The 14,655-nt window shown below is 41.8% G+C and carries 7 protein-coding genes and 2 pseudogenes; 6 read left to right on the forward strand and 3 right to left on the reverse strand.

All coding sequences use genetic code 11. The features are described 5' to 3' along the window. Window positions 1-82 precede the first annotated feature (82 nt). A pseudogene (locus F0226_RS17870) lies at window positions 83-1,757 on the forward strand (multidrug ABC transporter permease/ATP-binding protein). Window positions 1,758-2,143: 386 nt separating this feature from the next. Further along, window positions 2,144-4,360 carry a TonB-dependent siderophore receptor gene (locus F0226_RS17875; RefSeq protein ID WP_171736929.1) on the forward strand — a complete coding sequence of 739 codons (2,217 nt, stop codon included), beginning with the start codon at window positions 2,144-2,146 and terminating at the stop codon, window positions 4,358-4,360. A gap of 150 nt (window positions 4,361-4,510) precedes the next feature. Here the strand turns inward: F0226_RS17875 and F0226_RS17880 are convergent, their stop codons facing one another. Next, window positions 4,511-6,412, reverse strand: coding sequence for an ABC transporter ATP-binding protein/permease (locus F0226_RS17880; RefSeq protein WP_171736905.1), 1,902 nt, complete (start codon window positions 6,410-6,412; stop codon window positions 4,511-4,513). A 404-nt stretch (window positions 6,413-6,816) separates the two neighbouring features. Between F0226_RS17880 and artP the strand changes: the two genes are divergently transcribed. From artP to artM, 4 genes are all read left to right on the forward strand, one after another. Continuing rightward, window positions 6,817-7,545 carry an arginine ABC transporter ATP-binding protein ArtP gene (gene artP / locus F0226_RS17885; RefSeq protein ID WP_171736906.1) on the forward strand — a complete coding sequence of 243 codons (729 nt, stop codon included), beginning with the start codon at window positions 6,817-6,819 and terminating at the stop codon, window positions 7,543-7,545. An 86-nt stretch (window positions 7,546-7,631) separates the two neighbouring features. After that, on the forward strand, window positions 7,632-8,363 hold the full coding sequence (locus F0226_RS17890; RefSeq protein WP_171736907.1) for a lysine/arginine/ornithine ABC transporter substrate-binding protein: 732 nt from the start codon (window positions 7,632-7,634) through the stop codon (window positions 8,361-8,363). 1 nt (window position 8,364) lies between these two features. After that, window positions 8,365-9,054 (forward strand): arginine ABC transporter permease ArtQ, encoded by a 690-nt coding sequence (gene artQ, locus F0226_RS17895; RefSeq protein WP_171736908.1) that lies wholly within the window; start codon window positions 8,365-8,367, stop codon window positions 9,052-9,054. 16 nt (window positions 9,055-9,070) lie between these two features. Beyond that, entirely contained in the window at window positions 9,071-9,739 is a 669-nt protein-coding gene (artM, locus tag F0226_RS17900) for an arginine ABC transporter permease ArtM (RefSeq protein ID WP_171736909.1), read from the forward strand. Window positions 9,740-10,023: 284 nt separating this feature from the next. On the opposite strand, the pseudogene F0226_RS17905 reads toward artM, so the two are convergent. Beyond that, window positions 10,024-11,493 (reverse strand): annotated as a pseudogene (locus F0226_RS17905) (efflux transporter outer membrane subunit); the annotation flags it as partial. Further along, a complete protein-coding gene (locus F0226_RS17910; RefSeq protein WP_171736930.1) occupies window positions 11,477-14,650 on the reverse strand; it encodes an efflux RND transporter permease subunit in 3,174 nt (1,057 codons plus the stop codon). The pseudogene F0226_RS17905 and the gene F0226_RS17910, both read right to left, overlap by 17 nt. Between the last annotated feature and the right edge of the window lie 5 nt (window positions 14,651-14,655).

Here is a 14,655-nt window from a genome sequence, read left to right on the forward strand (position 1 = left end):
AGAGATCTGCCATCTTTTTAAATTCATTAAGTTTGCGTTTTGTTATTAAACGTAACTATCTGATTAGAATGGTATGTAGAAGATGGGTTTGATCCTATTACTGGCTGAAAAGCAAAAAAAGTCATTATCCCTTGTTATCTTGATCAGTATCGTGAGTGCATTTTTGAGTGTGGGCGTGATTGCATTCATTCAGCATCGGCTTATCTCAAGTGATGGACAGCTTTTAAGTGGTGAGTCGTTTTCTCGTACATTAATTGAGTTTGCTTTACTGCTGGTTCTACTTTTAGTCACTACGACTATTGCACAAGTATCACTGCATAAGTTGGGTCATAAATTTGTATACAAAAAACGTTGTGAAATGGTCTCACAGCTTTTGAATACCGATATCGAACAAGTTGAGAAAGTGGGAAGTTCTGGGATTTTAGCCTCGCTCAACACTGATATTCGTAATATCACTATCGCATTTGTACACTTACCCGAACTGATTTATGGACTGGTGCTGACTTTAGTTTCACTCGGCTATTTAGCATTTTTATCAATGCCTTTATTTGCGATTAGTGTCTTGATGCTTTCTTCAACTGGCGTTATCGGATACGTACTCGTGACTCGAATCACTAAGCACGTAAAGCAGGTTAGAGAATATGACGACAAATTGTATAAAGATTACCAATCTCTTATTGATGGGCGTAAAGAGTTATCTCTTAACCCCTTCAGAGCAAAGCGTTATTTTAATGATGTGTTTGTGCCAAATGCTGAAGGCTATAGGGATGAGGTAACACAAGCCGATATGTTGAATGGCTTTTCTGCCAATATGGCTAATACCGTGGTGTTGGCTCTCATCGGTTTGAATTTTTTATCTGGCAATCAGTTTAGGCTGGGCAACATTAGAAGTGGCTTCGACATTTGCTCTGGTGGTTCTGTTTATGAGAACGCCTTTGATGTCTGCAGTTGGTTCGGTGCCATCGCTTGTTGCTGCCAATATTTCGATGACGAAGTTGTCGTCTTTGAATTTAGATAGCACTCGAACATTGAGTTCAAAAGTGATTGAGTCAAAAAGGTTTAACTCCCTAGAACTTGTCCAGGTTACTTATCAATACCATTCTGAAATTGATGGAGAAGCATTCAGTGTTGGTCCTATTAGCTTTAAGGTTGAGCGCGGTGAACACATATTTATAATTGGTGGTAATGGCAGTGGGAAATCAACATTTGCTAGGTTATTAACCGGCTTGTATCGCCCTCATGGTGGACAAGTTTTGGTGGATGGTCACAAAGTCTTCCAAGACAACTGGCAAGAATATCGTCAGCAGTTTTCATCCGTATTCAGTGATTTCCATCTATTCCATCATATCGTTGATGGGGAAGGTGCAGATATTGCGAGTTCAGAGATTGATGAGTGGATCGAGCGTCTTGAAATGGCAGATAAGGTTGACCATAGGCAAGGGCAGCTGACAGATGTTCGTTATTCACAAGGGCAGCGTAAGCGCTTGGCATTAATGATGGCGGTTCTTGAACAACGTGGCTGTATATTGCTAGACGAATGGGCGGCTGATCAAGACCCAAGATTTAGAAAACTCTTCTATCGACAGCTTTTACCTCTTCTCAAACAGCGTGGTGTAACCGTTATCGCTATCACACATGATGATGCTTATTTCGATGCTGCCGACCGTATTTTTAAAATGGACACCGGGCAGCTTACTGAATTGACACCAAGTGATTTAGCCCAAGTGCATCATGCTCTAGAAAGTGTTGTAGCTTAAGTTTCATTTGGCTAAATAGCGGCGTTCGTACTCAAAATAGTGTTCGTTCTACAACCGTGTGAGCCGCCATATGCTGACAATAATAATGTGTGTCCCACGCGTCCCATTTGTGAGTATGCTCTGTGCAGTTGCCGACCATCAGCTGGTGTGACTCCCATTATTATTAATGTATCCGATCATTTTCAGCCTAGCTTATTAATCAATGATTTAAGCTGTCATTCATATGCAAAATGTTTTTATAAAATACATTTCTAAAATGTTTCATTTTAGAAATAAGATTGATACACTCCGCTAAATTATTAACACAAATGATATTTATTATCGTTTGTGTTTTTGTTTCTTTTGGATCGGGATTGTATTAAGGAAAGTATATGAATCGGCATTTTATGCGCACCCCAACGGCGTTCGCAGTTGCTTTAGCGGTATCGTCTGGTGTCTTTGCGTCAGGGATGGTTCAAGCTGAAGAAGACGAAACGGTAGTAGTACTAGGGCATCAACTTGAAGATAGCTCAGTTGGGCCCGATTTTAGTTATGTTGGGTTAAGCAGTCGTACAGCAACAAAAACGGATGTGGCGATTGGTGAAACTCCACGTGCTATCTCTATCGTGACTCGAGAGCATATGGATGATCGTGCCTCGATAAGCATTGCCGATGCATTGCAATATACGCCAAGTATTCAAGCGAATTACTTTGGTGAAGACAACAAGCAAGATTGGTTTGTTATTCGCGGCTTTAAGCAAGCAAACAGTGGTTTGTATCAAGATGGCACTCGTCTGTACTCTTCAGGTTTTTATAGCTGGCAAATAGACCCATTTGGTCTAGAGCGTGTAGAGATTTTACGCGGACCTGGGTCTGCTCTTTACGGACAAACTCCTCCAGGTGGTGTTATCAACGTAGTCAGTAAGCGTCCACAATTTGATGGCGGCTCGGGTCAATTCTCTGCGGAATTTGGTACAGATGATCGTAAACAGCTTAGTTTAGATGTGAATTCTGAAGTGAGTGACCAAGTGGCGTTTAGGCTGCAAGCGTTAGCCCGTAAAAACGGTAGTCGTGTCGACGGTGTTGAAGCTGAGCGCATTTTTATTGCCCCTTCTTTGGCTTACAAATTCACCGACGATACTCAAATTACCCTGTTAACGAGTTACCAGAAAGACGATTCAGTTCCATACTTGCAGTTCCTACCAATGGAAGGGACGCTGACTTCAAACCCTAATGGCACAATCAGTGATAGCACAGCGCTAGGTAATACTGATTGGGAAACGTTTGAGCGTGAACAGTTATCCATTGGTTATGAGTTCGAGCATCACTTTAATGATCGCACTTACTTCATGCAAAACACTCGTTTTAGCCAAATGGATATCAATTTACGCCAAATGTATTACTCGCAATATGTGGGTGACACAGCATTGGCTCCGTATGATCCAACTCGTACTTCTATTATTCGCCAAGCTTCTACTGAAGAAGGAACCTCAAACGCATTCAATATTGATAACCGTTTGATTCATAATTTCAAAACGGGTGTAGTGGAACATACGTTATTAGCGGGCATCGATTATCAAAGTATAGATATCGACAGCAAAGATTACGCCGCTGACCCTATCATAGGTGATGGAAATAGCATGCTGCCTATCCCTGGGGTAGGGAATGTTCCAAATCCTATCTTCAATGTATTTAACCCGTCATACAGCAGTAATGTTGCTCTGTTGAACCCTGCAACTTTTGCCGAGTTGGATGAGTCAGATCGTCAGACAACGAAAACGAAAAATAATCAACTTGGCTTGTACTTACAAAACCAAATGATGATTGCTGATACATGGGCTGTTCAATTGGGTGTTCGTTACGATGATTCACGCAACAAGACACACAACACTACGACAGGCGCTAAAACCAAAGTCGATAATGAAGAGTGGACGACAAACTTTGGTGTGGCTTACTTAATGGACAGTGGCTTCACGCCATATGCAAGTTATGCTCAGTCGTTTAATCCAATTATTCAGCTTGACCAAAATGGTGATCCAGCAAAACCTGAACGTGGTGAGCAGTACGAAGTCGGTTTGAAGTACCAGCCGCGTACTTTCAACGGTTACTTCAACATTGCAGCATTTGAAGTATCAAAAGAAAACTTAGCACGCCAAGTTGGTGGGCAATTGACTCAAATTGGTGAAGTTCGTAACCGCGGGATAGAGCTTGAAGCTGTGGCGAATGTTACTGAAGCCTTAACTCTGATTGGTAATGTATCGTTTATCGATTCGGAAATCACAGAAGACGCCAATAGCAATTATGTAGGTAATACGCCTTCTCAAATTGCTGACCAACTTGCTTCCGCTTGGGCTAATTACCGTTTCTTAAATGGCACATTAGATGGGTTAACCATTGGTGCTGGTGCTCGTTACGTAGGTGATTCTTATGCAGATAATCTAGAAACTAACAAAGTACCTTCTTATACCTTATTTGATGCAACCGTTAGCTACCGAATTGAAGATTACAAATTCCAAGTGGCTGCGAAAAACCTAGCAGACAAAGAGTACATCGCAACTTGTGATTACTACTGTTTTTACGGTGACCGCCGAAATGTTATCGCAAGTATCACGTATGACTGGTAATCAGACTTAGGTGCTTAGGTCTAAATATTCAGGATTAAGTTTGCTGGATTAGATATTTAGGTTTTGAAATCGAAACGATAAACACTCTGCCAATTTGGCAGAGTGTTTTTGTTTTTAATAGGTTAAATGTGTGTGGGGAGAGATTAGTAGTTAACGGTTCATCGATTTAAACTGAAGCTCGACTAACCTCTGGTAAAGTTCGCAGGTTTCCAGTAGTGATTGGTGGTTCCCTACATCAACAAGTTTGCCTTGGTCTAATACTGCAATTTGATCGGCATGCTTAATGGTTGAAAGGCGATGAGCAATAATCAATGTTGTTCTGCCACGCATTAACTCATCTAAAGCTTGCTGAACATGATGCTCACTTTCACTGTCTAGTGCGCTGGTGGCCTCATCTAAAAGTAAGATGTTAGGGTCTTTTAGAATGGCTCGTGCAATCGCAATTCGTTGACGCTGCCCTCCAGAAAGTCGGACTCCACGCTCACCAAGGAAGCTATCATAGCCTTCCGGTAAATTAAGAATAAACTCATGTGCGTGAGCTTTTTTAGCGGCTTCAATCACTTGTTCATTTGTTGCTTCTGGGCTGCCATAACGAATGTTGTGATAAACATCGTTACTGAATAAAGCAGGCTGCTGAGGCACTAATGCCATTTGCTTTCTTAGCTCATTTGGTTCAAAACGACGAATATCAATACCACCTAATGTCACTCGTCCAAGTTGTGGGTCATAAAAGCGTTGCAGTAATTCAAATAGAGTTGTTTTACCCGCTCCTGACGGTCCGACTAACGCCAGCACTTTTCCTTCTTCTGCTTTCAAAGCTAGATGTTCAGTAGCAGCTTGATCGGGGCGTGAAGGGTAGTGGAATGTCACATCTTCAAAGGCAACTTCTGCTGTTAGTTGATTAGTTTTAGTTGAATTCGCTTGGTTTGAATCAGCTTTGATTGAGCTAGCTTGGCTTGAACCAACTTTTGTTGAAGTTGCTTGGGTCGAGTTAGACCCTAGTGACACAGGGTTTTGGACCGGAGCAATAATATGGCTTTCTACTTGTAGTATCTCAATGAGTCTTTCTGTTGCCCCTGCAGCGCGTTGCAGCTCGCCTAAAACTTCTGAAATAGTGCCTAATGATGAAGCCACCATAATCGCGTAAAAGACGAATGCACCCAGATCGCCACCTGACATAGTGCCGTTAATAACATCACTTCCGCCGACCCACAACATGCCTGAAATAGCACTAAAGACGATGATAATGACACCTGAAATCAAGATAGCGCGCTGTTTTACGCGTTGGCGACCAATCTCATAGGCTTTTTCTACTTCAGTAGCGAAAGAAGCTTTTTCTTGCGCTTCATTACTATAACTTTGCACGGTTTTGATGTGCTCAATCGCTTCACCAGCATAAGAGCCGACATCTGCCATTGAATCTTGGCTTTTTCTGGAAAGGGTTCGAACTCTTCGCCCGTAAACTAAAATGGGGATAAGGATAAATGGAACGGAAGCTAACACGATTAACGTGAGCTTAATATTGGTAGCAAACAACATGATGACAGCACCAATACACATTAGGGCACTGCGCATTGCCATTGAAAATGAAGAACCAATAATGCTTTGTAGTAAGGTCGTGTCGGTTGTGATTCGCGACATAATATCGCCGCTACCATTTGTTTCAAAATAACTAGGATGGAGAGTGATCACGTGGTTAAACACAGCCAACCTGATATCGGCACTGACTCGTTCACCAACCGATGAAACAAGATAAAACCGAAAGAAAGTACCAATGGAGATGAGAACGGTCACGAGCAAAATAAATTGAATCGCGTTTCCTAGGTCTTCTAATGACTGTTCAGTAAAACCTTGATCGATAAGAATGCGGATACCGTGACCAACCGATAGGGTTAAACTTGCAGTAAAGATCAGCGCGACTAACGCTGCCGCCACTCGACCTTTATAGGGTTGGATGAATTTAATTAACTCAAACAATATCCCTAAGCTTTTCTTCTCGGGTTTATTTTCTTGGCTAACGTCTGATGATTCTGAAGCAATACTGTCTTGCATAGTATGTCTGGCTCATTTGGAACAGACCGCTATTAAAACATCTTTTTGACTATACCTTTGAGTATCCTTTGGCATTCTGCCTAAATTCTTTTATGTCACGGTTACAGGTTTCTAAGTGTTGTTTGTTTAATTATGCAAATCATATCAAGGTTTCTCTGGCATTTTACCGATTAAGAATAAATACACCTTAGTTTATAAATTAAAGAGCAAGCGGTTGCTATTTCATCCAGTTCAATAATTTCATAGTCTTAGATTGCATTCAGATCTGACCAGTCATTGAAACTGAATTTGACCTTTGTTTTGTTACAAAAATTCAACAATTTAGTTTTTTATACATTTTTCTTGCATAAAACATCAATATGAATAGAATAACTGACAAATGACAATTAATGCAGTAATCCGGCATGAGTATTCAAGTAAAAAGCATCAATAAATCGTACGGTGAAACACAAGTACTTCACGACATTAGCTTCAATTGCGAAAGCGGTGAAACCTTAGTGTTACTCGGTCCAAGTGGCGCAGGTAAAAGCTCGCTATTACGTGTATTGAACCTGTTAGAAACTGCAGACAACGGCAATTTAGACATTGCGAATGAAAGTTTTGACTTTTCAGCGGAAGTGCCAGAAAAGCAGGGGCTTAAATTGCGTCGTAAAGTTGGAATGGTTTTTCAGCAGTACAACTTATGGCCGCATATGACCGTGATGGAAAATCTGATTGAAGCCCCGACTAAGGTTGCTGGGTTAGATAAAGCAGAAGCTTTGGCTCAGGCTGAAAAAATTCTGACCACTCTTCAGCTTGCAGATAAAGCGAATGCATGGCCGTTACAGTTATCAGGTGGTCAGCAGCAACGTGTTGCTATTGCTCGTGCATTAATGATGAAACCAGATGTGTTGCTTTTTGATGAACCCACTGCTGCACTTGATCCTGAGATTACTAATCAAGTCGTTAATATTATTAAAGATTTAAGTGGTACGGGTATCACTCAAGTTGTCGTCACACACGAAGTTGATTTCGCTAAAAAAATTGCTAGCCATGTTTTGTACTTAGAAAAAGGTTACATCGTAGAACACGGCACGAGCGATTCCTTTATTAATCCGCAAACCCCTGAGTTTGCTGAGTATCTGACTCATTAGATTTATTTTTAATACATCGAGTTAAACCAATCAAACTATAAGAATGGCTTTTAGCCAACTATTTACAGATCATTCGGAGTCACACCATGAAAAAGATTTTACTAGCTTCACTTATTGGCCTTGTTTCAGCTAATGCAGCCGCTCAAGACGAAATTAAATTCGCAATGGAAGCAACTTATGCTCCGTTCGAATACATGGACGAGAATAACCAAATTCAAGGTTTTGACGTTGACCTAGCCAATGCACTTTGTGAAGAAATGAAAGCAAAATGTACATTCCATAACCAAGCATTCGATAGCCTAATTCCAGCTCTTAAATACAAACGTTACGATGCCGCTATCTCTGCAATGGATATTACTGAAGCACGTTTACAGCAAGTAAACTTCTCAGACGCTTATTACGATAACTCAGCGGCTTTCATTTCAATTGAAGGTAAAGTGGTTGATCAAGCTGCATTATCAGGTAAGCGTGTAGGTGTTCAAAATGGTTCAACTCACCAAAGCTACTTGCTTGAGCAAATGTCTGGTGTAACGGCTGTTCCATACTCTAGCTACCAAGACACATTCATTGATATGAAAAATGGTCGTATTGATTCAGTGTTTGGTGATACAGCCGTGGTTGCTGAATGGTTTAAGAAGCAAGACAACCTAACGTATGTTGGTGAGCAAGTGACTAACCAAGAGTACTTCGGTAATGGCTTTGGTATTGCAGTAAACAAAAGTAATCCTGAGTTAGTGACTAAGCTAAACGCAGCACTTAAAGCTGTTAAAGCGAACGGCGCATACGAAGAAATCTTTAACCAGTACTTCGGTAAGTAATATGGCACTAACGGGTTACTCTTTAGGGCTCGTAGAAGCAAGCTGGATGACTATTCAGCTTGCCTTCACTAGCTTATTAGTTGGTTTAGTTCTAGCGGTTTTATTTGCTGGTGGCGAGATGTCTCGTCGAATTGCAATAAAATGGCCCTCGACGGCATTCGTCACGATAGTACGTGGCTTGCCTGAAATATTGGTCGTGTTGTTTATTTACTTTGGTTCAACTCAAGTGCTTTTCATGATCACTGGAGATTTTATTGAAGTTAGCCCGTTTCTTTCTGGTGTTGTTGCGCTGTCCTTAATCTTTGCCTCTTATGCGTCTCAAACGATTCGTGGCGCACTTAAAGCGGTCAGTAAAGGTCAAAGAGAAGCGGCAAGCGCTTTAGGTATTTCGCAAGCTCGTTCATTTTTTAGAATTGTTCTACCCCAAGCGGTAAGACATGCTTTACCTGGTTTGACTAACCAATGGCTGGTTCTACTTAAAGATACGGCGCTAGTGTCACTGATTGGCGTGACCGATCTACTTAAGCAAGCACAGCTTACATCAGCTGCCACTCATGAAGCATTTACGTGGTATGCAACGGCTGCGGCTATTTACCTGGTCATTACGCTGATCACTCAAAGGGCGGTAAAAGTCATTGATGGTAAATTTTCGATTCAAGGGCATAGTTCGGGTAAAGGAGCTTTGGCATGAATAAAAGGGCAATGGCATGAATGAACAACACTTAAGCCAAATGCTTGAAGGTTTGGCTATAAGCTTACAATTAACCGGCGCTTCGTTATTGGTTGGCTGTATCTTGTCATTATTTATGACGGTAACATTGATTTTACGCTTACCTGTCATTCATTGGTTTACGCGTGGTTTGATTACTTTGTTTACGGGCACACCGTTACTTGTTCAGATTTTCTTGGTGTATTACGGACCTGGTCAATTTGATTGGATTCGGGAAAGCTTCTTGTGGGCTTGGTTAAGTCAACCTTGGTTCTGTGCGATGTTAGCGCTGGCTTTGAACACGGCGGCATACAGTACTTTATTGTTTAGAGGTGCATTTAACGCGATTCCTACTGGTCAGTGGGAAGGGTGCAGAGCCTTAGGAATGGATAAGGTCGCGACATTAAAAGTATTACTGCCTTATGCATTACGTCGTGCGGTTCCTGCTTATTCAAATGAAGTGATTTTAGTTTTCAAAGGGACTTCTTTAGCGAGCACGATAACCATTATGGATTTAATGGGGTACGCGCAGCGTATTAATGGCCAAACTTACGATACCTTAGCTGTATTTGGTGTTGCCGGTGCTTTTTACTTAGCGGTAAATGGAGTATTGACGCTGATTTTCCGCCAAGTAGAAAAGAAAGCTTTAGCTTTTGAAACGGTTTAGTCGTTCCGTTTGTTCATTCCTCACCGTTCTAATTCGCAAGACTAACTAATTCGTAAGTATAAATAGAAACGCCGTCACTTCTAAACATACCAAATAAGGAGCTTTCCTGAATTTTGGTGCTCGAAGTGACGGCTTTTTTGTTTCTGTCCTTTTGCTATTGATTAGCTCTATGAACTCGATTTTGTATTATCAGTGTTTATTGTCTTAGCCATATCTGAATCGATTTTCGTTTCTGGTGATCCTTCTATCTTTGGATCTTGTTCTTGTGGACCTTGTTCTTGAACAGAAACCTTCCAGTCTCCGCCTAATGCTTTGTATACCGCGACTGTCGTTTGAGCCGTTTGAAGCTTGGCAGCAACCTGTCTGTCTTGCATCATTCTCTGCTGCCTTTGAGCATCAAGAACCGCTAGGTGATCCACTAAACCAGCTTTGTATAGGGCTTTTGCTTTTTTAACTGCGTTATCGACCGCACGAGCCGCTTCATCAACACGTTTTTGATTTTCTTGGCTACGACCATAAGCAAATAAGGTCGAGTCGACTTCTAAAAACGCACTGTCTACCGTATGTTGGTAACTCAGTGCTGCGACTTTAAACCTCGCTTCATTTAGCTCAACCATGGCTTCACCACGGCCACCATCAAACACGTTCCATTGAATACCCGCAGCGGCAGCCCAACCAAATGAATCGCTGCTGAACAGGTCATCAAAACTACCTGCAGTTACACCAGGCGTACCCGTTAAGAAAAATTTAGGGTAGCGGTTGGCAATACTCGCGCCTAAGTCTTCATTAATTGCAGCCATCTCTCGCTCAGCCATTTTGATATCTGGTCGGCGAGTTAATAGTTCAGAAGGTAACCCTGTTGGAATGACATCTGTGATCGTTGGTAATTGGTAATCGCTCTCTAGGCGAGTATTTATGTCGGTCAGAGATTCACCAAGTAATACTGCCATTCTTTGCTTGTGCACTTGCTCTGCAATTTCAAGTTGTGGCACAACCGATTCTGTAGCCGCTAACATGGCTTTTGCCTGTGCTAAGTCGAGCTCAGAACCGTAACCACTTCGAACTACTTTAGAAACAAGATCTAAGGTTTTTCTTTGATCTTCAATGTTCAATAAAGCCAGTGCTTTGCGTTCTTGTGCTCCTCGGTATTGAAGATAGTTATGGATAAGATCCGCCGTTATCAAAGTTGTGAGCCCTGACTGGAATATTTCAGCCTGTTCTACACGGATAGTCGCGGAGTTGACTTGCTTATCTATTCTTCCAAACAGATCCATTTCCCACGCAATGCTTGCCCCAAGAAAACCACCATCATGTTGAGCGTCCATTAAAGACATTCCAGTCGCGGACTCGACTTGATCTGATGCGCCAAAAACAGGGCCAAGTAGGGAGTCATTTTCACTCAGTTGGTAGTTATAGTAACCACCACCAAGGTTGACGGTTGGAACTTTAAAAGACTCAACAACGCTTTTATATGAATTAGCCATATTGATTCTTTCTGCAGCTAATTTTATAGGTATGTTGTCTTGCTGAACGTCTAACACCAGTTGATTCAGTGTTGGGTCATTAAATTGAGTCCACCATTGGTTATTTTCAACGTGTTGATCCGCTGTATTTTCATCAGCTGAACTGTATAAATACGTTTCTGCCATGGTCGTTTCTGGAGCATTGTAATCGGGCCCTGCAGCACAACCGGTTAATAGTAAAGCAAGCATAATAGGAGCAACTTTAAATGTTGGCTTAGATAGCTTTTTCATTTTCTAGCTCCTTATTGGGCTGCTGGTTGATTGGTGATTGTTGATTGTTGATTGACTGAGTCGGTTGTTCGGTTTCTAAAGGTTCTGATATAAGCTGGCTTGGCTCATTGTCATTAGAATCTTGATCAGTTTCTTTGCTTTCATCTGCTCGGTAAAACAGTTGATACAGGGCTGGCATAACAAACAATGACAGAACCGTTGCAGCTGCTAACCCACCGATGATCGTTGCGGCCATTTGGTCGAACAGTAAGTCAGTTAGCAGTGGAATCATCCCAAACGCAGTGGTAAGTGCTCCCATAGAAATTGCCATAGTACGGTTTACCGTTGCTTCTTTAATCGCTTCTGAAAGTGACTTTCCATAGCTACGTTCTAATTCAATTTGATCCATGAGAACAATGCCGTTTTTGATAATCATACCTGTTAACGTTACTGCGCCAATTAACGCCATAAAGCCAAACGGTTTATCCAATAACAATAAACTGAATGTTGCGCCAGTCGCCGCTAAAGGCAGGGTAGTGAAAATAATTACAGGTTGTTTGAAGCCATTAAACATAGCAACTAAGATGATGACCATCAGTAACATTGCTTTAGGAAGTTGCTTCAAAATATCACTGACGGCTTTATGCTCATCGTAATATTCGCCGCCCCACTCAAGGGAATAACCTTCAGGTAATTCAATCGCTTCAATCAGAGGCTTAACCGAGTTTCTTACTGCAGCAGGAGTTGTATACCTGCCAACGCCAGCTTGCGCAGTAATGGTTTTTACGCGGTCTCTACGCCAGATCATGCTTTCTTCAGTAACAAGCTCGAAACCGTCTACCACCTGACCGAGTGGCACGCTGTGCATTCCTAATATTGAACGAACAGGTAGCGTTTCCAGAGACTCTATTGACTGTTCTGTTCCTCGAAGTTGAATCGTGATCAGTTCGTCATTCAAATTCATGCGGCCTAAAGGCATACCTTCAGAAGCTCGCTTCATTGCAAAGGCAATATCAGCACGGTTTACACCAGCGTGTCGCATTTTATCTTGGTTAATAATTGGGACTAAAACTTTGCTTTCCTGACGCCAATCATCACGGACATATTTCGCATCTGGGTGAGCTGAGAATATCGATTTTGCTTGGTCTGCTAGGTCGTGAAGCACTCGTTCATCAGGTCCTGAGAATCGAGCTTCTACACTGAATTTATCAGCTGTCGCAAGTTTTAAGCTTCTGAATCTTGGGTTGGCATTCGGAAATTCATTAGCCAGCCATTCATCGGAACGGGCGATTAATGGGCTTAGTGATGGATAGTCAGTGGCATTGATAAGAATCTGACCGTATGCAGGGTCAAACGGTTCTGGCTCAATAGTTACTGAGAATCTTGGTGCACCAGCGCCAACATAAGTAGAAATACTTTCCACTTCAGGTTGCTCTAATAACCATTCCTCTATGCGTTGCATGTCTTTAGACGTTTGTTCTATTTTTGCGCCATTGGGTAGCCAATAGTCAAGGAACAAAATCGGTCTATCAGCTTGAGGAATGAAATTAATCGCAATATGCGGAACAGCGAATGCGGTGACTAAAATTAATGGAATAAGAGCCGACAAGGCTTTTAGTGGGTTATCGACCGTCCAGCTGACACTGCGCTTGTATAGACTGTTTTTCTCTTGTTTCTTTTCTTTAGCTGGCTTGATGAACATCCAACACATCAATGCCGTAAAGGTCATTGCAACGAACCATGATAATAGCAGCGAAGATGCGATAATTAAAAAGACAGAACTGGCAAATTCAGCGGCATCAGTTTGTGAGAAAATAACCGGACTGGCGCCCATGATTGCAATGACAGTTGCACCAAAGAGTGGAGTGCCTGTTTCTTTCACTGATTCAACAGCTGCTTTAGTACGATCAATGCCTTTGTTGATTTTACTGATCATCATATCGGTGATCACAATCGCATTATCTACCAGCATGCCGAGTGCAAGTATGAAGGTACCTAGTGATACTCGATGTAAGTCGATACCTGAGATGTTCATATAAATAAGGGTGAGAAGAATCGTCAGCAGCAAGCTTGCCCCAACAATTGTGGCACTTTTCAGCCCCATGAAAATTGATAAGACAATGAATACAATCGCGACACTTTCAAGCAAGTTACTCACGAAGTTATCAATTGATTTCTGAACTTCTTCAGGTTGGTTCGCAACCGTTGCAATCTCAACACCAAGAGGCAGTTCAGATTGGTATTGATTGACGATTTCATCTATCTGATCGCCTAGAGATACAACATTAATCCCAGATACAGGGCTCATGGCTAATGTTACAGCAGGTGAGCCGTTATAACGGTTTTCTGTCATTGCGGGTTCTTGATAACCCATAGAAACTTCTGCAATATCGCCAAGTCGAATAAGGCCTGTGCCAATTTCACTTACACCGCCTTTAAGAACAAGGTTTCTAATGTCATCTAAAGAGCGGAATTCGCTAGATTGCTGAATGCGGATGCGTTCTTGACCAACCGCATATTTACCGGCTTCAAAGGTTGTGTTTTGAGTATTCAGCTGACTCCATACCTGAGCGATAGATAATCCATATTGAGCCAGCCTTTCGTCTGGAATATCAATATGAACAACGCGTGGTTGAACACCGTGAAGCTCAACTTTCTTGATACCATCAACGGTTTTAATCCTGCGCTGTAACTCTTCTGCATATTGACGAAGTGAAACTGGAGACGCGTCTTCACTGTGGATAGAAAAAAGCATGCCGTAGACTTCTGAAAATTCGTCTTGGACGATGCTGATTTGCGCACTAGACGGCAGTAGCATCTTCATATCTGAGACTTTTCGTCTGAGTAAATCCCATTCTTGAGGCAGTTCTTTTGAATTCAAAGACTCTTTAAGATCAACAAAAACCATCGACATTCCCGGACGAGAAAGTGATCTTAAACGGTTTAATGTGCCTATTTCTTGGAGTTTTGTCTCTACGGTATCCGTTACCTGTTGTTCTACTTCTTCCGCAGATGCCCCCGGATAAATGGTGACAACCACCGCTGTTTTGATGGTAAAGCTAGGGTCTTCTAATTTTCCTAAATCAAAATAAGAATACAGCCCTGCTATTACACTTAAAACGGTGAAGAAGAGAACAAAGGTGCGTTGTTTAATCGCAAAATCAGCTAAATTAATCATCATTT

This window comes from Vibrio sp. 99-70-13A1, assembly GCF_013114625.1.
Lineage (GTDB): Bacteria > Pseudomonadota > Gammaproteobacteria > Enterobacterales > Vibrionaceae > Vibrio.